General features: G+C 55.3%; 18 protein-coding genes, 2 tRNA genes, 3 rRNA genes and 2 pseudogenes. 19 read left to right on the top strand and 6 right to left on the bottom strand.

The features are described 5' to 3' along the window. Positions 1–778: IS630 family transposase (locus BDK88_RS00285; RefSeq protein WP_130498639.1), on the bottom strand; the 778-nt coding region annotated here is incomplete at its 3' end. A gap of 57 nt (positions 779–835) precedes the next feature. On the opposite strand from BDK88_RS00285, the gene BDK88_RS00280 reads away from it, so the two are divergent. Then, on the top strand, positions 836–1105 hold the full coding sequence (locus BDK88_RS00280) for an aminotransferase class V-fold PLP-dependent enzyme (protein WP_130498638.1): 270 nt from the start codon (positions 836–838) through the stop codon (positions 1103–1105). A gap of 324 nt (positions 1106–1429) precedes the next feature. On the opposite strand, the gene BDK88_RS00275 is transcribed toward BDK88_RS00280, so the two are convergent. After that, the gene (locus BDK88_RS00275) at positions 1430–2362 is read right to left on the bottom strand and encodes an ADP-ribosylglycohydrolase family protein (RefSeq protein WP_130498637.1); all 933 of its coding nucleotides are present in this window, start codon (positions 2360–2362) and stop codon (positions 1430–1432) included. Positions 2363–2758: 396 nt separating this feature from the next. Here BDK88_RS00275 and BDK88_RS00270 point away from each other — a divergent pair. The 5 genes from BDK88_RS00270 (at position 2759) to BDK88_RS00250 (ending at position 8104) form a co-directional block, all read left to right on the top strand. Further along, positions 2759–4232, top strand: a 16S ribosomal RNA gene (locus BDK88_RS00270). A 141-nt stretch (positions 4233–4373) separates the two neighbouring features. Further along, positions 4374–4445, top strand: a tRNA-Ala gene (locus BDK88_RS00265). Positions 4446–4671: 226 nt separating this feature from the next. Next, positions 4672–7590 (top strand): 23S ribosomal RNA (locus tag BDK88_RS00260). Between the two features lie 136 nt (positions 7591–7726). Continuing rightward, positions 7727–7848: ribosomal RNA gene (gene rrf, locus BDK88_RS00255) — 5S ribosomal RNA — on the top strand. The 16S, 23S and 5S rRNA genes sit together here with 2 tRNA genes alongside, the layout of an rRNA operon. 181 nt (positions 7849–8029) lie before the next feature. After that, a tRNA-Met gene (locus BDK88_RS00250) sits at positions 8030–8104 on the top strand. A 141-nt stretch (positions 8105–8245) separates the two neighbouring features. Here BDK88_RS00250 and BDK88_RS00245 read toward each other — a convergent pair. After that, positions 8246–8605, bottom strand: coding sequence for a hypothetical protein (locus tag BDK88_RS00245; RefSeq protein WP_130498636.1), 360 nt, complete (start codon positions 8603–8605; stop codon positions 8246–8248). Between the two features lie 297 nt (positions 8606–8902). On the opposite strand from BDK88_RS00245, the pseudogene BDK88_RS22250 reads away from it, so the two are divergent. The 4 genes and pseudogenes from BDK88_RS22250 to BDK88_RS00230 form a co-directional block, all read left to right on the top strand. After that, positions 8903–9244 (top strand): annotated as a pseudogene (locus BDK88_RS22250) (alpha/beta fold hydrolase); the annotation flags it as partial. A gap of 50 nt (positions 9245–9294) precedes the next feature. Further along, the gene (locus BDK88_RS21470; RefSeq protein WP_207225232.1) at positions 9295–9684 is read left to right on the top strand and encodes an alpha/beta fold hydrolase; all 390 of its coding nucleotides are present in this window, start codon (positions 9295–9297) and stop codon (positions 9682–9684) included. A gap of 36 nt (positions 9685–9720) precedes the next feature. Beyond that, positions 9721–10218 carry a hypothetical protein gene (locus BDK88_RS00235; protein ID WP_130498635.1) on the top strand — a complete coding sequence of 166 codons (498 nt, stop codon included), beginning with the start codon at positions 9721–9723 and terminating at the stop codon, positions 10216–10218. Positions 10219–10332: 114 nt separating this feature from the next. Then, on the top strand, positions 10333–10632 hold the full coding sequence (locus BDK88_RS00230) for an amphi-Trp domain-containing protein (protein WP_130498634.1): 300 nt from the start codon (positions 10333–10335) through the stop codon (positions 10630–10632). 141 nt (positions 10633–10773) lie between these two features. On the opposite strand, the gene BDK88_RS00225 is transcribed toward BDK88_RS00230, so the two are convergent. Together BDK88_RS00225 and BDK88_RS00220 are read right to left on the bottom strand one after the other, a co-directional pair. After that, entirely contained in the window at positions 10774–11394 is a 621-nt protein-coding gene (locus tag BDK88_RS00225) for a peptide-methionine (S)-S-oxide reductase MsrA (protein WP_130498633.1), read from the bottom strand. Positions 11395–11499: 105 nt separating this feature from the next. Then, entirely contained in the window at positions 11500–12288 is a 789-nt protein-coding gene (locus tag BDK88_RS00220) for a hypothetical protein (RefSeq protein ID WP_130498632.1), read from the bottom strand. A gap of 758 nt (positions 12289–13046) precedes the next feature. Here BDK88_RS00220 and BDK88_RS21000 point away from each other — a divergent pair. From BDK88_RS21000 to BDK88_RS21635, 6 genes and pseudogenes are all read left to right on the top strand, one after another. Next, positions 13047–13352, top strand: a complete 306-nt coding sequence (locus tag BDK88_RS21000; protein WP_242611583.1) for a hypothetical protein — start codon at positions 13047–13049, stop codon at positions 13350–13352. A gap of 140 nt (positions 13353–13492) precedes the next feature. After that, positions 13493–14005: a hypothetical protein gene (locus BDK88_RS20995; protein WP_165396887.1), complete on the top strand. Its 513-nt coding sequence runs from the start codon at positions 13493–13495 to the stop codon at positions 14003–14005. Between the two features lie 1303 nt (positions 14006–15308). Then, positions 15309–15617: an alpha/beta hydrolase family protein gene (locus BDK88_RS21465; RefSeq protein WP_207225231.1), complete on the top strand. Its 309-nt coding sequence runs from the start codon at positions 15309–15311 to the stop codon at positions 15615–15617. A 67-nt stretch (positions 15618–15684) separates the two neighbouring features. Beyond that, positions 15685–15978, top strand: coding sequence for a winged helix-turn-helix domain-containing protein (locus BDK88_RS00205; protein ID WP_130498630.1), 294 nt, complete (start codon positions 15685–15687; stop codon positions 15976–15978). Positions 15979–16123: 145 nt separating this feature from the next. After that, positions 16124–16393 (top strand): hypothetical protein, encoded by a 270-nt coding sequence (locus tag BDK88_RS00200; protein ID WP_130498629.1) that lies wholly within the window; start codon positions 16124–16126, stop codon positions 16391–16393. A gap of 158 nt (positions 16394–16551) precedes the next feature. After that, positions 16552–16654 (top strand): annotated as a pseudogene (locus BDK88_RS21635) (transposase); the annotation flags it as partial. A gap of 218 nt (positions 16655–16872) precedes the next feature. On the opposite strand, the gene BDK88_RS00190 reads toward BDK88_RS21635, so the two are convergent. Then, positions 16873–17121, bottom strand: coding sequence for a hypothetical protein (locus BDK88_RS00190; protein WP_130498628.1), 249 nt, complete (start codon positions 17119–17121; stop codon positions 16873–16875). A gap of 187 nt (positions 17122–17308) precedes the next feature. Here BDK88_RS00190 and BDK88_RS00185 point away from each other — a divergent pair, with 187 nt between their 5' ends. From BDK88_RS00185 to BDK88_RS00175, 3 genes are all read left to right on the top strand, one after another. Next, the gene (locus BDK88_RS00185; protein WP_130498627.1) at positions 17309–17488 is read left to right on the top strand and encodes a hypothetical protein; all 180 of its coding nucleotides are present in this window, start codon (positions 17309–17311) and stop codon (positions 17486–17488) included. Positions 17489–17581: 93 nt separating this feature from the next. Then, on the top strand, positions 17582–17854 hold the full coding sequence (locus BDK88_RS00180; RefSeq protein WP_130498626.1) for a hypothetical protein: 273 nt from the start codon (positions 17582–17584) through the stop codon (positions 17852–17854). A 243-nt stretch (positions 17855–18097) separates the two neighbouring features. Beyond that, the gene (locus tag BDK88_RS00175) at positions 18098–19798 is read left to right on the top strand and encodes a hypothetical protein (protein ID WP_130498625.1); all 1701 of its coding nucleotides are present in this window, start codon (positions 18098–18100) and stop codon (positions 19796–19798) included. The last annotated feature ends 41 nt before the right edge of the window (positions 19799–19839 follow it).

Here is a 19839-nt window from a genome sequence, read left to right as displayed (position 1 = left end):
CTAACACCTTGCAGATCTGCTCTTTCTCTTCGGTTTCTTTCCACTGGACCACACTGGTGCCGTTCACTGCGTAGAACCCAACCGCCGAGTCTTCTGTCTTCACTAACGGCCGCTCAACGTGTGGATCATCGACGTACCAGACACGTCGTGAATTATCATACGGTTGTGGTTGTGATGCATCGAAAAACCCGAGAACAGTGCCACCATCTGTACAGATATCGTCGTTGACGATCCACCCTTCTTCATCATCTCCTTCACGTTTGTTGTGGGGTTGATCATCTTCGTCGAGCGCGTCGTCGACGCGCTCTTCGAGAATCTCCTCTGGATTCTCCGGTCGCCATGGACGTTTTGGGCGGGGTTTTGCATACGATAAGCCCAATTCACGGAGGAATTTCCCGAGATAGTCCGGGTGATATTCAACGTCGAACTCCTGTTTGAGAAGATGGCGAATCTCCTGTGATTTCCACGGCTGTCCTTCTCGAAGCATCTCAACCAACTGTTCCTGTTCGTCTTCGTCGAGTTTCGGGGGTCGACCGCCCCCGAAACTCGGCATCAATCCTTCGAGCCCACCTTCGTTCCAAGCATCCGCCCAGCGACCGCCGGTCGCTGCCGACCTGCCCTCACGGTCGGCAGCTTCCGCAATCGAATCGCCATAATAGAGGTTCTTCAGAAAACCCAACCGCTCTTTCCGGCGATCGTCTTTAGCCTCGCGGAGGAGTTCATCAATTTCCTCTTCTGAAAGATGATATTTGATCTCCTTCCGACGATCTTCACCCATCACCTGGTGAGCGAACGTGGCCAACAAAAGTTTTCACGATCATTAACATCGGTCGGTGTGGCGACCATCGAACGTCGAATCGAATCGTTGACGACACTGCTGAAAAACGATCTTCCGGAGGCAGTTCTCATGTCGCCAAGTTCGTTTGAATCGGGTCTTATTGCCCTCGACGACGACACACCTGCTCGCACGGTCGAACGACTGGCAACACACGACATCCAGGTGAAACCGATCAGCGACCCGGATGGAATCCGTCTCTCGCTACACGGATTTAACATCAAACCGGAGATAGAGCGTTTTATTTCGGTCTATCGAGAGATCCAGTAGATGCTGAGAGGTCATGCATCGCGGTGATAGTACCCCTCACGCTTTCGCTACGAGATGCGCGCTTTCCGCTCGTTATTCGGAGTCGTTCCTGTTTCGGTACCGAACGGTAATACCCTGAGCACAACTGTTAGCCAGCGAAACGCAGTAACCGATTCGCGCCCTGTATTCATCACGACTCTTCGAACGGATACGATAATTGGTAGGAATCCCAGCAGTCAATAAACACGTGAAGTGTCCGCTAGTCCCATCATTATAAGTGTCTAATGAAGAGTATTTTAATAGAGCCATCCACCCTGGCCTTGTCAATCAAATCCACTTACTGTATTACTGCCGTCGTTCAATCAGGCTTGTCGCTAACTGACGTAGTTCTTCGACTTCATCAATCTCGGTGACCCATCGCTCAGGAAGTGCATCCTCTCCAAATCGGGCACCTGTAACTGCGCCAGCGACGGCACCGATCGTATCCGTATCGCCACCCATCATCACTGCATCGACGATCGCGTCTTCAGCAGTCTCAGCTGTCAATCCGTGATATAGGCCTGCCTGCAGCGTCGTGACGACGTATCCCGAGTTCTCGAGAGAGATGTCCACCGGTTCGCCACGGCGAGCGTCAGTGACCGGTTCAACGGCGTTCCGAACGTCCCCGGGTAGTTCCGACCCAATCTCATTCAGGACCCTTTCGAGAGGCTGGTCGACATCGGTTAGGAGATTCGCGAGCGTCCGATTGAAAAGTGCACAACTCCACTGACAGCGCGGATCAGCGTGCGTAATCGCTGACGACTGCCGGCTGACCTCGACGAGTTCGGTTGGCTCGTTTCGATACGCGATGGCGTATGGCGCACACCGCATCAGGCTGCCGTTGCCGGCGTTGCTACCTTCCATGCTCGCCTCCCACTCACGCTGGCCAGCTTCGTCCCACGATTCGCCGTTCTGGATCCGTTGGAGTGCGCTCGAGGTCATAATCCCGATGTCGAACGGTCCCGACCGTTTCCAGTCAACGAATCTGGTGGCGATGTCTTCTGGCTCAAATGCGCCGTGTTCTGCAAGGCTCCGGGCGATACAGAGAGCCATCTCCGTATCGTCAGTGATCGTCCCTGCAGGTTGTCCATGGGTTCCATTAGCCAGCATTTCCGTTACGCGTCCGTGTCTGCGTTTGATGCGATCCGGCCTTTGGAATTCGACTGAGCGTCCGAGTGCATCCCCACATGCTAGCCCCAGCAAGATCCCTTGTGCTTGTGATCGGCAGTTGTTCGCCATACATGACACTCTCGCGACTGATTGCTAACTATTGTGGTCGGAAGTGTCTGCACTTGTGACATCAACCGATTCTCGCAGATCGGTAAATATCCCATCACTCGGGAAGCCGCGCCGTTCACGGCATGGAAGATGTCTCCTGATAGCCCGTGTGGTACTAACTACCTTTGAAGTGAAGGTTCATAGGCCTTAAATAGTGGTCGGCGATTGTGTGTTAGTACGACGAAGATGAGGACCCCGCCCCTGCGGTCCGCCGTACAGACGGGTTCTGATGTTAGCCTTGGTAGTTCGGTGATGCCCGATCGGTCGTTCGATCGTGTCACCGAACGTGTGGACCCATGTGTGAGTGTATTTACATTCACCGCCAACACCCCCAGTTTTGCTGGGGAAGAGCATTTCATTCCGGTTGATCCTGCCGGAGGTCATTGCTATTGGAGTCCGATTTAGCCATGCTAGTTGCACGAGTTTAGACTCGTAGCAGATAGCTCAGTAACACGTGGCCAAACTACCCTATGGATCCGGACAACCTCGGGAAACTGAGGCTAATCCGGAATACGGCTCTCAGCCTGGAAGTGGCGAGAGTCAGAAACGCTCCGGCGCCATAGGATGTGGCTGCGGCCGATTAGGTAGACGGTGGGGTAACGGCCCACCGTGCCCATAATCGGTACGGGTTGTGAGAGCAAGAGCCCGGAGACGGTATCTGAGACAAGATACCGGGCCCTACGGGGCGCAGCAGGCGCGAAACCTTTACACTGCACGAAAGTGCGATAAGGGGACTCCAAGTGCGAGGGCATATAGTCCTCGCTTTTCACTACCGTAAGGTGGTAGTAGAATAAGTGCTGGGCAAGACCGGTGCCAGCCGCCGCGGTAATACCGGCAGCACGAGTGATGACCGCTCTTATTGGGCCTAAAGCGTCCGTAGCTGGCCACGCAAGTCTATCGGGAAATCCGCGCGCTCAACGCGCGGGCGTCCGGTGGAAACTGTGTGGCTTGGGACCGGAAGATCCAGAGGGTACGTCCGGGGTAGGAGTGAAATCCCGTAATCCTGGACGGACCACCGGTGGCGAAAGCGCTCTGGAAAGACGGATCCGACGGTGAGGGACGAAAGCTCGGGTCACGAACCGGATTAGATACCCGGGTAGTCCGAGCTGTAAACGATGTCTGCTAGGTGTGCCACAGGCTACGAGCCTGTGGTGTGCCGTAGGGAAGCCGTGAAGCAGACCGCCTGGGAAGTACGTCCGCAAGGATGAAACTTAAAGGAATTGGCGGGGGAGCACTACAACCGGAGGAGCCTGCGGTTTAATTGGACTCAACGCCGGACATCTCACCAGCATCGACAATGTGCAGTGAAAGTCAGGTTGATGACCTTACTGGAGCCATTGAGAGGAGGTGCATGGCCGCCGTCAGCTCGTACCGTGAGGCGTCCTGTTAAGTCAGGCAACGAGCGAGACCCGCACTCCTAATTGCCAGCAACACCCTTGTGGTGGTTGGGTACATTAGGAGGACTGCCAGTGCCAAACTGGAGGAAGGAACGGGCAACGGTAGGTCAGTATGCCCCGAATGTGCTGGGCGACACGCGGGCTACAATGGCCACGACAGTGGGATGCAACCCCGAAAGGGGACGCTAATCTCCGAAACGTGGTCGTAGTTCGGATTGAGGGCTGAAACTCGCCCTCATGAAGCTGGATTCGGTAGTAATCGCGCCTCAGAAGGGCGCGGTGAATACGTCCCTGCTCCTTGCACACACCGCCCGTCAAAGCACCCGAGTGGGGTCCGGATGAGGCCTCGATTCCGAGGTCGAATCTGGGCTCCGCAAGGGGGCTTAAGTCGTAACAAGGTAGCCGTAGGGGAATCTGCGGCTGGATCACCTCCACAGACCGGGACTGGGGCGTTGCCCCAGCCCACCTTAGCGGTATTCCGCACGTTCGATCGACCACCGAGTGGCCGATCGGGCACCTTAGAACTACCAAGGCTAACACAATCTCTCTGTCCACCCTCTCTTAGGGGTGGACGTGGGCCCATAGCTCAGTGGGAGAGTGCCTCCTTTGCAAGGAGGATGCCCAGGGTTCGAATCCCTGTGGGTCCATGCTTCGTACTGCTCATCGAATCGTGCCCCTTAAGTGGGGGACGGCTTGATGATGGAGTACGACCGAACCGATGCACCAGCCCGCGTAAGTGTGGCTGGGAAGGGTTAATGCAGGCCAGCTGTCTACTGGCGTGCAGATGAGACCGTGTGTACGTGTAGTCCAGGCGTCCACTGGACCCGTTCCCGGGTCACTCAACGTTGCGACTCTGTCGCAACGCCGATCCGATGAACGTGGCTACTGTGCCAGCTGGTGGATCGCTCGGCTTGAGAGCTGAAGAAGGACGTGCCAAGCTGCGATAAGCCTGAGGGAGCCGCACGGAGGCAAAGAACTCAGGATCTCCGAATGGGAATCCCCACCGCAATTGCTTCGCGCAATGGGGAACGTCGAGAATTGAAACATCTTAGTATCGACAGGAAAAGAAAACGAACGTGATGTCGTTAGTAATGGCGAATGAACGCGATACAGTCCAAACCGAAGCCTTCGGGCAATGTGGTGTTCGGACTGACTTTCACTTCTCGAAACGCGACACGAAGTCTCTTGGAACAGAGCACGAAACAGGGTGACAGTCCCGTAATGTCGTCGAGTACGGAACGCGTCAGTTCCAGAGTATCGGGGGTTGGATATCCCTCGTGAAGATCGCGGGCATCGACCGCGAAGACTAAACACTCCTCAAGACCGATAGCGAACAAGTAGCGTGAGCGAACGCTGAAAAGCACCCCAAGAAGGGAGGTGCAATAGGGCGTGAAATCAGTTGGCGATGGAGCGACAGAGCACACAAGGTCCCGGACAAAACGACCGCAGCGCGAGCTGCTAGTAGGAAGTTTGGGAAGCCGGTGTTCTGTCGTACGTTTTGAAAAACGAACCAGGGAGTGTGCCTGTTTGACGAGTCTAACTCGATTATCGAGGAAGGCGTAGGGAAACCGATATGGTCGCAGTGCTTTGCACCAGGACCACCGTGTTCAAGCGCGGGGAGTCAAACGGGCACGACCCGAAACCGGACGATCTAGGCGTGGACAAGGTGAAGCGTGCCGAAAGGCACGTGGAGGCCTGTTAGAGTTGGTGTCCTACAATACCCTCTCGTGATCTACGTCTAGGGGTGAAAGGCCCATCGAGTCCGGAAACAGCTGGTTCCAACCGAAAGATGTCGAAGCATCACCTCTGCCGAGGTAGTTCGTGGGGTAGAGCGACGGATTGGGGGACCGCACTCCGAGAGGAGTGCGCCCCCCTGTCCAACTCCGAACCTACGAACGCCGCTTGACGCAGGGAGTCCGGTGCACGGGGTAAGCCTGTGTACCGTGAGGGAGACAACCCAGAGCTGGGTTAAGGTCCCCAAGTGTGGATTAAGTGCGATCGAAGGTGGTCTCAAGCCCTAGACAGCCGGGAGGTGAGCTTAGAAGCAGCTACCCTCTAAGAAAAGCGTAACAGCTTACCGGCCGAGGTTTGAGGCGCCCAAAATGATCGGGGCTCAAATCCACCACCGAGACCTAGCGGCACCAGTAACATGGTGATCCCGTAGGTTGGCGTTCTGTTCGGGTGGAAGCACGGAAGAGATTTCGTGTGGACCGTTCAGTAACGAAAATCCTGGTCATAGTAGCAGCGTGAGTCGGGTGAGACCCCCGACGGCCGAACGAGTAAGGGTTCCTCAGCACTGCTGATCAGCTGAGGGTTAGCCGGTCCTAAGTCAGCCCGTAAGTCGAAGCTGACAACAGGGAAATAGGTTAATATTCCTATGCCAGTGTGCACTCAAAGCCAACGCTTTGGGGCCGCCTGAGCCGGGCCTTCGCCCGGTCGAACAGTCGAAAATCGTGGAAGCCGTAATGGCACGAAGCGATTGAATGGCTGGATAGCGCAAGTCAGGTCAACCGAGAGCCCGTGAAAAGGTGAGCACACTGTCCGTACCGAGATCCGACACAGGTACTCGTGGCGGCGAAAGCCAAGGTCTGTCGGGAGCAACCGACGTTAGGGAATTCGGCAAGTTAGTCCCGTACGTTCGCAATAAGGGATGCCTGCCCTGTTAGGGGCAGGTCGCAGTGACTCGGGCGCTCCGACTGTCTAGTAACAACATAGGTGACCGCAAATCCGCAAGGACTCGTACGGTCACTGAATCCTGCCCAGTGCAGGTATCTGAACACCCCGTACAAGGGGACGAAGGACCTGTTAACGGCGGGGGTAACTATGACCCTCTTAAGGTAGCGTAGTACCTTGCCGCTTTAGTAGCGGCTTGCATGAATGGATCAACGAGAGCGCCACTGTCCCAACGTTGGGCCCGGTGAACTGTACGTTCCAGTGCGGAGTCTGGAGACCCCCAAGGGGAAGCGAAGACCCTATAGAGCTTTACTGCAGGCTGTCACTGAGACGTGGTCGCCATTGTGCAGCATAGGTAGGAGCCGGTACACAGGTACCCGCGCTAGCGGGCCACCGAGGCAGCATTGAAATACTACCCGATGGTGACTGCGACTCTCACTCCTGGCGGAGGACACTGGTAGCCGGGCAGTTTGACTGGGGCGGTACGCGCTTGAAAAGATATCGAGCGCGCCCCAAGATTTCCTCACCCGCGTCGGAGACGCGGGAAAGAGCGCAAGAGCATACGGAAGTCTGACAGTGTCCGGCACAACGACGGACGCTGACGCGAAAGCGTGGTCTAGCGAACCAATTAGGCTGCTTGATGCGGCCAATTGCTGACAGAAAAGCTACCTTAGGGATAACAGAGTCGTCACCCGCAAGAGCACATATCGACCGGGTGGCTTGCTACCTCGATGTCGGTTCCCTCCATCCTGCCCGTGCAGAAGCGGGCAAGGGTGAGGTTGTTCGCCTATTAAAGGAGGTCGTGAGCTGGGTTTAGACCGTCGTGAGACAGGTCGGCTGCTATCTATTGGGGGTGTTACGGTATCTGACGGGAACGTTCGTATAGTACGAGAGGAACTACGAATGGGTGCCACTGGTGTACCAGCTGTCCGAAGAGGGCACGTGCTGGGCAGCCACGCACCACGGGGTAAGAGCTGAACGCATCTAAGCTCGAAACCCACCTGGAAAAGAGATACCACTGAGGCCACTCGTAGAAGACGAGATCGATAGACTCGGGATGTACGCACCAAGGCAACGAGGTGTTGAGTCCGCGAGCACTAATCGGCCAAGCCACACACTCATAACTACAACTATAACGCATTGGATCCGTGACGCGGTGAACGGGTCCGGACGCAAACTGGACTACACGTATATTACGGTCTTGGACACACCACCGATTACGGTTTGACGACGGTTCGAGTCCGTCGGTCGACGTTACGGCGGCCACAGCGGCGAGGTGCCTCCCGTACCCATCCCGAACACGGAAGATAAGCTCGCCTGCGTTACGGTGAGTACTGGAGTGGGCGACCCTCTGGGAAACTCGTTTCGCCGCTTTCATTCATATTATTACGTGGACAGTAACCACGACTGGTAGTTCTCTATTTTATACAAAAATCCCCACAGATCGTGATAGATATTGAGAACCAATTCGGTCAGACGATTCCGAAAATCACTCAAATATTTTATATACAGTAATCAGATAGCAATCCTTAATCGTGGTCGGCAGAGACAGAGAGATAGCGGGATGGGATAGCCAGGAGATTCCGGCGGGCTCATAACCCGCAGATCAGTAGTTCAAATCTACTTCCCGCTATTTCCTGGTTTTGAGCAAACTTCTACGGGCGGAACAGGCCGAGTGCCTCGGGGCTTACCCCCGAAGCGGTTCACCGTAACTTGGTCGATAACCTCTCACGGCGATAAATGATACTTGGTCGAGTGAGACTACCGAATTCGATCAGTGCTGATCTTGCACTTTATCGATTTTACACTGGACACATAAATCGTCAGCAAAACACGAAACGCTATCGTAGGGACAGTCGTACTCATCTACGTTGACAGATTGACGGAGTTTCTCCTGTCGCCAGATACTTTCCCAGTTGTCAATGTCCATGTCAGCAGACGTGAAGACGACATCATCATCATCATCTCGATCTGTGATCTTTGCGACTGTGACCGAATAGTGGTTCTCTTTGACGACCTCGATCGCTTCTTCGTACGAGGAACAGGTGACTGTCTCCGTTCCAGTTTGGTCATCCAAGAGTCGGACGGTAATCGAACCGTCGTATACCTCCGTCGGGTCCAGTCCTGAGGTCATAACGGATACACTCGAAATACTGTGTAAAAGCTTGGGAAGAACACTTTTCTCGAACACTGAGATCTCCACTGCAACCCGAATACTGTGTTCTTTGCCAGTTGCCGATTTTGAAATAGCCAATTTCAGCTTAGGCTATTCTGCTGGTCAATCTCGACACGGGTCGCTCTGGGGTGGTTCGTCTGTCCTCATTCGTGGCCTCGAAGCTTACGATTGTGCGCTTCAAGCGGTTCTGACGTGCTTCCACAATCAGCAGCCCACGACAGGGTCGAAACGAACGGGATCCGCCTGCATACAGTCATGGTCGGTCCAAAAGGCGGCGATCCAGTCGTACTCCTTCACGGATTTCCCGAGTTCTGGTACGGCTGGCGGTTCCAGATCTCAGCGCTCGCCGACGCCGGCTATCGGGTTATTGTCCCCGATCAGCGGGGATACAATCGAAGCGAGAAGCCCTCGGGGATCGATTCCTACACAGTGGATACGCTAGCTGCCGACGTCATTGGTCTCCTCGATACTCTCGGTTACGAACAAGCACAGTTCGTCGGACACGACTGGGGAGCTGGCGTTACGTGGCAGGCATTACTCACCCATTCAGAGCGTATCGAGCGGGCCGTTGTGATGGACGTTCTCATCCGGTGGCGTTCGAGGAATATCTCCGAGAAACGCCGAGCCAAATCCTTCGAAGTGGGTATATGGGCTTCTTCCAGCTTCCGTCGATCCCCGAGTGGACGTGGAGTGCAGCCGACTGGCGTCTCCTACGGTGGTTCATCGACACCTCCAACTATGACGACACCTTCACCGACGACGACCTTGCCCGGTACCGAGACGCTTGGTCGCGCCCCGGCGCGTTCACTGGAATGCTTAACTGGCACCGAGCGCTGCTTCGCGGTTACCGCGAGAAGCCGCCGACGATGGTCCTCTGGGGAGCACAGGATTCCTATCTCGATCCGGAGATGGCGCAACTGAGCATCGAACACTGTACCGATAGCCGACTCGAGGTTATCGAAGATGCGACTCATTGGCTCCATCACGAAGTCCCTGACCGAGTGAACAGCTTCTTGCTCGAGTTCTTGAATCGATAAGAAAAAGCTATATCACCTGGGTCACCGCACTTCTCCATGCCCACGCGTCGACAGTATCTCACGGCTCTCGCGGGAGGCCTCGCTGTCGGTACCATCGCCCGCGCGGACGACATCCGCCGCTACAAAAACCGCTCCTCACTTCGATTCCTCACCGCCCCCGAACAGTTCGTCCAACCGGAAAAAACAAAACACACTCCCAACCTCCGATACTTCATCCGCCGCTTCACCCAACGCACCGATCCAGCATACGGTCTGTATGATGTCGTCACCGATGTTGAAACCGTCCAGCGGACCAAAGAGGGGGACTGTGCGGACCTCGCAAATTTCGTCGCAAGTTGGCTCCTCTATCGCCGAGACACCGACGTTCAATTGCTCGTCCTCCGACCAACAGCAGAGATCGCACAGGCACACGTTGCCGTCATCAACGAAGATCACGTGTACGACGCCACGGGGCACTATCGATCGGTCGACCAGTATGTGGACTACTTCTCAATGAAACCCGTTGCACGAACAACCATCCGTCAGACCGGGTAGGTCCCGTTCAGAGTCGCGAGGCCCCGGTCATGTCTTGACGGCAGTGGTGACCACCGCCGAGCAACCTGGGTACGAAGCCCGATATGCTTTATTGGCAGCCGTTATAGGCTCAGTATGGCAGACGACGAACAAGAATCCGAGACCGAAGCGGAAGCGGAATCGGCAGACAACGAGACGGAACACGAAGGTGAGCGAGTGATGAACCGGGAAGACGGCGCGGAGATCCTGCGAGAAGTCGCTGCCGGTGTCGAGAACGGGACGATCGATATCGAAGGAGAGAACGGCTTCACGGTGGCGGTACCAGAGCGCTTCGAACTGGAAGTCGAGTACGAGGCCACCGACAACGAGGCCGAGCTAGAAGTCGAACTCGAATGGCAGATGGAAGACGGCGAAGCGGTATCGGCAGACGAGTGACTTGAACGGACGTCCCTGTAGAGACCTTCATTTTGGCGAGGGGCGAGAGCATCTTCATTATCGAAATTACGGACGGCGCAAACAAAACAACTCGGGCCCACTGAGGCAGGCTGCTGGATCCACCTGTCGGGCGGTGTGGAGTTATCGCCGTGACCGCGGCTCGTACGACTGATTGACAAATGGAGTACTGACATTGTGGCCAGCAACATGAGCGTTCAGTTTCGCCGCCGCCGGCGACTCTCTGACTGCCTCATCGTCATAGCCTGCCTCGGTGAATACGTCGGTGATCCATCGCTTTCCGCGGAGGTTGAACTTCTGGTGGTATGCCTCTGCCAGATAGAATCGATCGAGTGATTCGAGACGCGTGGCGAGCCCGTCGTGGCTGAGATCGCTCTCGTTCAGAAACGCCAGCAGCTGGTCGTGTTGGGCAACCGTCTCGGTGAACATGATGTTCTGATACTGGCGTTTCTGGGGCTGCTGATACGGGTTGTGTTCCGAAAATGCTCGCTCAAGAAGATCGGTGAACGAGAGCTGTTCGGGATCGTATTCGACCTGAATAACTTCCGTGTGATCGCCAAGAACCTCATAGGACGGGTCAGGTTTTGTCCCGCCAGCATACCCGACGCGCGTCCGCACGACACCATCAACGGCATCGAACGCCGCATCGGGACCCCAGAAACAACCGAGGCCGAACGTCGCCGTCTTCGTGTCTTCCGGTGCCTGACTATCGAACTCCGTGACGACTGTCGGTGTGAGCATGATCGAGATGTGGTGAGGATACGGCAGCGTACATCGACTCTCGTGTCGCAGTCAATTAACCCTGTCTTTGCTTCACACCTGCTTCAACAGGACAGCCAGTATGAATGGCTACATCTCCGTTCCGTACGCGAGGACGGTACGCTGATCGGTACTATCTCCGGTTTCGACGCGCACCGGGAACGAATCGTCCTGAGCCACAGGATATGTCTCGAACACGAGCTCGAATTGTTTCGTTCCACCGGCAGGAACCGTCACAGTACGACTGTCCACGAGCTCCGGATCGTCACCGACGTGCTTGATGACCTCTTTGTCGGTGAGCGACCGCATCGAATTCGAGCAGTAGCCATCCTGGGCGAATCCCTCGACGTAGACGGCGTGTTCGCCGAAGAAGTCGTAGCCGGAGGTCACGCCCATCGTGATCGGATCCACCCGCCCGGGCAACCGGACCTCGAGGCCATCGAACATAATGTCCATGTGGACCTCGCCACCACTCCGGTAGCGTCGGATCTCGCCGAACATCACGTCGCCCAGCGGCGTCCCGTCGACGGTCTCCTCGCGGAGGACTTCCTCCAACGGGCCGTAGACATCGACCGGGTTGATGATCGCGTAGCTGTCCGTGGGAATATGGAATAACGCCTCTTCCTCCGCATCACCCTCTTCTGCTTGTAACCGCGATGGCTCGACGATTGCATTAAACCGCTCTGTCTCGACCCACTCGTCAGTGTAGGGATTCCGGTATGCGACTGCCGTATCGATTGCCTGTGGCAGATCTCGAACGGCTTCACTGAAGCTGAGTGGGTCGGTAACGCCGTGTCGGTCGGCATACCACTCAGGAAGTTTTGCGTCGGTACGTCCATCAAGGCCTGCAAAGATCGTAGCTGTCTCTGGGTCTTTCATCGTAGCATTCACAGGCGCGTTGCGTTCTGAACTGCGCCTGCACCCATCGCTGGCGCAAAAAAAGACGCTCTACGACGGGGATATTCTGCTTTGTTGACTAGCACCCTCTGAGAGTGAACTCTGCGAAATCGAGTTGATGATCAGCGTTGAGAAGCTATGAACCGGTCTGTCTGCAGCGGTGTTCGGACTCGATCGCCGTTATTCATCAGGGCAATTGCCACTGTATTCAAAGAGGAGGTCAAAGGCAGGGTGTTTGTACAACACTTCATCGCAACTACGACATCGTGTGAATAGCTGATGCTTGGCATCCCAGTAATCGGTTCGCTCGATAACTGCGGTACCTCGTCGGCCAAAATGCCCTCCAGTAGTAGCAAAATGATCAAATTCACAACTCCCACAGACTGGGCAGGGATCACTGAGTCCATCCCAGTCATCTCGATCAACGCCTACAATTTCTTTCGTGGTTCCGCCTTCTCTTATCACTTGAATTGAATCTTCCATTTAGAATCGCCTCCACCCCTATGGGCGATAGAAAATCGCATCACATCGCTCATTGACCCAATGAACGAGGACACCTGTAGCCGCTTCACAGGTTGTGGTGGATTGTATCTCGAACGAAAACCGGTTGATGAGAAACCGCATGAGATTCTCGAGCGGTCACTCCAATCTGACAAGGGATCAGTCTGTACCTGCGAGAGAAACAGATTTGACGGGTACTGTTAAGCGGATGACTGTCGAAACCACCATACAGAACTGCAATGGCTCGCGTCACAGATCCACGGCCACCACTTCCGGAGTGGATTCTCGAGTGCTACGACCGGCTGTGTACGCAGGCATGTCGGCCAGACGATGAAGAGGACAGTGTGCCATTGATCGACTACGACGACGCCACCGATATGCTGATCGCCGATGCAGAGTTAGCACTCGACCAACGGGACGTCGAGTATGCACTTACTCGGCTTCTCGAACGGGGCAACTTCTACGAAGTCGAGGCCGAACTCGAGGAGACCCACACCGAAAACAAGGATCTCGAAGAACGGCTCGAGGACTTGGAAGAATCATAGCACCCATCGAAGCACGACTGGACGCCCACGAGAAGAAACTCAACGCCAACAAAGACCGCGTCGGTGAACTCCAAGCACGAGAACTCGAGAAAGGTGCACACCTCCTGGAGGAACACATCGATAATGGGGAGATCGACGTTGTGGATGGCCGCCTCGAGCGCATCCGCAAAGACGATGGTGAGAGCTATTTCCCCCTCCCCGAGAGTGACGACCCACTCGAGCGTGGTGGCAATGTCTCCCTCTCGTATGGGGATCTGCTTCCACTCCAGCAGCTCGCGAAGATGGACGAGGATATGCTCCGGGCAACGACATCGTCGCTTCCGTCACGGCTCGCTGCAAAGCTCTGGAAGGCACGTACCGATCCGGCAGTTGGAGACAATCCCTGGCGGAAAGGGAGCACGAGCGTTCGAGAGTACGTCACCGCTGGCGACATGAAACACTGGATTCGACGACAGGAGAAGGGCATCAGTGACGACTACGCGAAAAAATTGGTCTCGCGAACGATCGATGCGTTACTCGATCTCTCAAAGAGCAGGCTGGCAGTCAAAAAGCGGACACAGCGCAAGAACGGCCTCGAGTACACGGAACGACGCGTCTTGTTGATGGACGACGTCGACATCCCCGGTGAAATGGCCGGCTCCGGAGACACCTGACGTCGACAGGTGAAGATGTCTCCCGACTACCCACACCCCCTGGGAAGGGTCTTACTCTATCCGCCCACCTAATATCCAGCACAAGAGCGGTTGTATGCAGTGTACTGTTAGTCTGTAGTACGTCATTTGATCGGTCGTTGCCGGTCTTACTCCAAGGACTTCCCTGTGGGTGTCCCTGAAGACGTCAGCTGTCACCGGAGTCCTATCGGCTCAAGATCCATTCTACGTCCGTGAGAAGCGCAGGATGGCGAACTGGGCCGTAACGCCGAGCCCAGTAGTTGAGCCTGACCGTCTCAATGCATACGGTCTGAGCGACACAGTGCTTGATTCCAAATTATTGCCACCACCAACCATATGGGAGTTCTGCGTGAACTGGGGTGAATTTGTGCCTAACCTGTGGCCAATCTCGGCAATCGACTAAGTCAGTTCACTGGCCAGTACGATTTGTATGTCATCAGGTATCTCTCGGAAAGCGTTCCTTCGTACAACCGGAGTCACATTTGCTGCGACTATCGCAGGGTGTAACAGTATAGCTGACAATGGCGAATCAAACACAGATACACAGACAACTACTGAGAACTCCCCGCAATCCGGACAACAGAAAGATAATTCTCCGACGTTCGGAAATTTCTACGTCGGCAACGCGGATACAACCAGTAGTACGGTTATCGATGGACGTGCTGAAGTCGTATACACCCAGCCCGCTATGGCTACCGACAAGTCACCCGTCGTGATGGTGCCCGGCCTCGGGTTGTCACCGTACATTTACCGGACCACACCTGACGGGCGACGTGGTTGGATGGAGTACTTCGCTGAAGCTGGCCATCCAGTGTATGTATTCAATCCTCCTCGAAACGTTGATTCAGGCGGGTTAGATACTGCTGCCCTCCAGAACTCTGACTCTGCGTCACTCTCTCGATGGTCTATCGACCGAGCATGGCCGACGTGGGGGTTCGGACCTGAGGTCGGCGATCCGTACGAGGACGTTCGATACCCGGTCGAATCGGTAGACCAACTCGTTGCGTCATTCCCCGCATATGCCAGCACCGGTGGCGGAGGTGGCGGTAGGCAAGGTGGAGGCCAGACGGGCGGACGTGGCGGCGACCAGAATTCCACACCTGCGGATTCCACTGAGACAACAGGTGGAACTCAGACTGGGTCGACTACCGGAGGTGGCGGTGGGAGTCGGTTCGCATCACCTCAGGAAACTGCCGCCCTAGAGGCGCTTCTCAATCGTGTTGGTCCGGCAGTGTTGCTCGTCCATTCAGCAGGTGGTGGATCCGGATTCGCAGTCGCACAGACTGTGCCTAACCTCGTTGAACGGATCGTTGCAGTTGAGCCGGTTGGCGCGCCGACTGACCCGCAAACTGTGGCGGAGATGGGTGGTGATGCACCGTTTATGGGTGTTTATGGCGATTATGTCGACGAGCGTGGACAGACTAGTCGCAAAGAAGCAACCCAGACAACTGCAGATCTCGCAGGAGAGGAAAATTCTGTATCGACGCTGCTTAGCCTTCCGGACGAAGGGATATCCGGAAATACACATCTCATGATGCAGGACGATAATAACGGCGAAATTGCTGATCGAATTATCACCTGGATTGGAGAGTAATTCGGAAAGTAGCATCGCTCGGACTGAGACAGAATGTATTTGGATCGAACAAATGAATACTCGATAGATGCGGCAGTTGCTCTGGTGGCTTATTGGTGGGTCTCGTGGTGGCCGGAACCGTCTCCGGATCCTCCGCGCGCTCAACGACCAGCCACGAAACACCAACCAATTGTCGAATGACCTGGATTTAAATTACAAAACCGTGCAGCACCATCTCGAAATCCTCGCAGAGAATAATATCGTGACTACAGAAGGAGATAATTATGGGCAGATGTACTTTCTCTCAGACAGAATGATGAACAACCTCGACATCTTGGAAGACGTGGCGGAACAGGCCGGAGTTGATGAAGATGATTCGTAACTGGATTGAGAGTCCCCTTGGAACGACGGTAGTGAGTGCCGCCATTGCGGGTGGGATTGCGCTCGTGGTTACACTGTCCACGTCGATTCCCTCTCATGGACCGGCTTCAAGATCGCTTTCCTCACAGGTTGAACTGCTCATTCGGATGGAGGTCTTCTTTACGACCCTGAATCTCGTGTTACTGGTGGCACTCGCAGTCATCTACGTGCAGCTCTATCGCGATCTTCCGAACAAATACACAGCAAGCCTGCTTGTGCTGAGCCTTGCGCTGCTCCTATACGCGTTTACATCAAATCCGTTAGTACACAACATCCTCGGCTTCCGACCCCGCCCAAATATCGGTGCGTTCGTGTTTATCCCCGACTTCTTCATCGGACTTGCCATCCTAGTTCTTCTCTATCAGAGCCAGACCTAATTTCGCGCCTATTCTTCAGCGTAACTCAATGTGGTGCCCCCGTCCCCAAGGAGCGAACGAAGTGAGCGAGTAGGTCGGGGAGGAAATCGACATGGTGCGACACAACCGGCATACTGCGACCGACTGTCTCCCGAATGGGTAAGAACCGTCCACTCTACATGGAGGTCCGACATACCGCACCCGTCAAACTCGTCATCCCAGACGAGCGACGCGACGACCTCCACGAAACAGCCCGGCAATTCCTTCACTGCGCCAACCATACCTCTGAGTCCTGCTGGTCCAACGACTCCTACACCCCCGTGAACGAGGGCACTCACAGCTTCATCCACGAATCGAATAGAGATCAGACGCCGTTCGGACACGCCCATCAGAAAGCTCCAAGCCAAGATGATCCGCTCGAGCGACCTGCCATTACTTCGGTGGCCCGGTAGTGGTTATCACCGCGGAATCGAGCAAGCGAAGGTTCCGATAGATTCGATCTAGCTCCGTGTATGCCTATTGACAGTGAGTGTATCATAGACGACGAAGAGCGAAGCTGGAATAACGAGGATCCATCCAGCGTAAGAAAGTGGTGGCGATTCGAGCAAAGCAAGGTAGCCCCCAACGAGGAGTGCAACACCAGAGATGAGGCGTGTGACGATTCGTTTGAGCGTCAGATCATGATAAAAGTATTCAATTAATGGATCAACAAAGATCGTTTTGAGGAGATCTGATAGAAGGGATTGCATATGACTCACTGCTTGTGTCGGAAATAAAAATTTATCGTTTATATAGGAGCCACTATTGATAGTCGTTATTTTTTGACCGTGGACCCCATTCATTCGATTGACGCACTGCAGGGTGGGAGTTCCAACGCCGCTCGGAGCCCTCTCTTTCTACTAACGTTTATACGTGAAGTCGCAGCCAACGCCGGCGATGTCACTCACTGATCGTCGCGAGGACCTCCTGATTGCCGTTGCACTGACTGAGTTTTCAGTCCACTACGAAGCTGCTGCCCCCGAACTCGCCGAACACGCGTGGCCACTCGCCGCCGATCGCCTCCTTGAGCACGACGTCGCACCTACCGAGGCCGTCGACGCACTCGTGGTTGAATAGTTCTGGATAAAATCTCACTTACTTACGAGCAAAACCCGTATACGACGGATACTGTTAAGCGGATAACTGTCGAAACCACCAGACAGAACTGCAATGGCTCGCGTCACAGATCCACGGCCACCACTTCCGGAGTGGATTCTCGAGTGCTACGACCGGCTGTGTACGCAGGCATGTCGGCCAGATGTTGGCGAAGACAGTGTTCCGCTAATTGACTACGACGACGCCACCGACATCCTAGTCGCCGATGCAGAGTTAGCACTCGACCAACGGGACGTCGAGTATGCACTTACGCGACTCCTCGAGCGAGGCTACTTCTACGAAGTCGAGAACGAACTTCGGGTCACGTCGCCAGAAGAACAGTGTTAGCGACTGCGGGTTCTACAGGCTGAGTAGGGCGAGTGCCTCGGGGCTTGTCCCCGAGGTACTTCACCCTCTGGGTCGACGATTGGCTGGACCATACGAATTCCTCAGAGACCAGACCCTCCTTGCAGATTCTCGGCCGTTTTCTATTTGATCTCCAATCAGTCTGGACCATCGAAATTTATATATGACTGTATTGGCGATCGTTATCGCATCACAATGACTGGTAATAACGAACGTATTCCTTCGGTGTCGTCCCAACGTCAGGCGTTACTGCAGACACTCGGCGTTGGTGCGGCCATCGGAGTAGCAGGCTGTAGCGGCCAGTCAAGTGGCGCCGACCTGCTGTCGGCCGATGATCTGACGTACTTGGCCCCTCGAGAGGCAGACGACTTCGACGCACTCGTTGAGGAGCGAAAACTGGCTGCAATCGAGCAGGTCCTCGCAGTCGAGGGGGCTGGACAATTAGTGTCCGATGCTGTCTCCTCAACGGCGTACCACCGCATCTTCAGCGAGTACGATTTCGTCGAAATACTGGCGCCCCACGAGATGACGGTCTCGGGGAGCTACGATGACGAGACACAGGAAATCGAGTTCAGCGACATCAAGCAGATCCGCGGACTAGTTGATCGCGAGAACGATCAGTTGGTGCAACTCGACATCCAAACGCGAGAGGCACACGTCATCGAGAGATCGAACGAGGAACTCAATACTAACACGGTAAATGTAGCACTCGAGAACGACACAATCTCGAGTGTACTGGAGGGGAAAGACTGGTACGTCCTTGCGGCGGACTACTCGATCATCACGGCCTACTCTGAAGAATATCCCATTGGCGTGGTCACACCAGTCGTCTTCAACTGGAATGACAAGGGAGATGACAGGCGAGCCATTGGCGCTGCCGTGACGACCACGACGCTCAACGACGTCGCAACAGAAAACGAGGTTCTCGACCTATATCAGCCGGCACAGGAGTCACCGGACCCGCTCTCAGGAATCGTCTCCGAAGTCGACGGTAATGCCCCCGGAGACTATCAAGAAGGAGCGATCGAGGTTCCGGGTGAGATGGACGATACTGACTGGGAGATTCGCCGTCCATCACAAACCATCGAGCAGAACAACTGGAAGATTTCCTGGGAGAATACCCTCCACGACGCCTACCGCGTTGAGGCGAGTTACAACGGGAAGCCAGTGTTCGGCGACGAGTCCAAAGTCCCCTGGATGTTGAGCGACTACGAGCCATTCGGTATGGCGGGGCCGGGCGCTCCTTCTGGGCGCCGCAACTGGCACTTCTGGGACACGCTCGGGTTCACGGGGCCTGGCGTCATCGAGAAGCACGACCTGAGCGACGGCTTCCGGATCCGCGGCTCCTACCACACCGGTTCAGTCGATCACTGGGAGTGGCGATTTGGACAGAACTGGGCACCGTATCGCTACTTGATCGACTGGAACTTCCACGAGGACGGGACTGTCGATGTCACCTCGCGCCACCCCACGACCGGCTTCCGGACGACTAACGGGTATCCGAAGTACACGTTCCACTTCGCCGTCGAACCGGCATATGACGCCGCAACTGTCAGCGTCGACGATGGGTCGGGCTGGAGTACGGTATCGTCGGAGTCGCGCTTCGACCGTAGCGACATCGAACGGCTGCGTGTCGAGAGCGCAGACGGTCCCGAACAACTGGTCATCTCCCGACCGGGGCAGCAGAACTACGCGCTCCAGTATGACCCAGAAACCATCGAATACGACCAGACGCTCGAGGGTGTTGCAGGCGAGATGGTCGAAGACAAACAGTATCTTGATCCGGACAATTACCTGCAAGACCGGTCACTCGACGGAGAGCGCGTCTACCTCCGGATGTATTCCTCGCGCGACACAGGCGAAGGGACTCACGCGACGACCGAACCGTTTGCATTCCGGTTCACGATGCAGGCCGAAAATTACTGAGGAATACGGTCTGGAAAACCACCCTTCGACCCGATCTGAGA

The organism is Natrinema hispanicum (assembly GCF_004217335.1).
GTDB classification, from domain to species: domain Archaea; phylum Halobacteriota; class Halobacteria; order Halobacteriales; family Natrialbaceae; genus Natrinema; species Natrinema hispanicum.
This window is presented reverse-complemented; position numbering and strand designations above follow the sequence as displayed.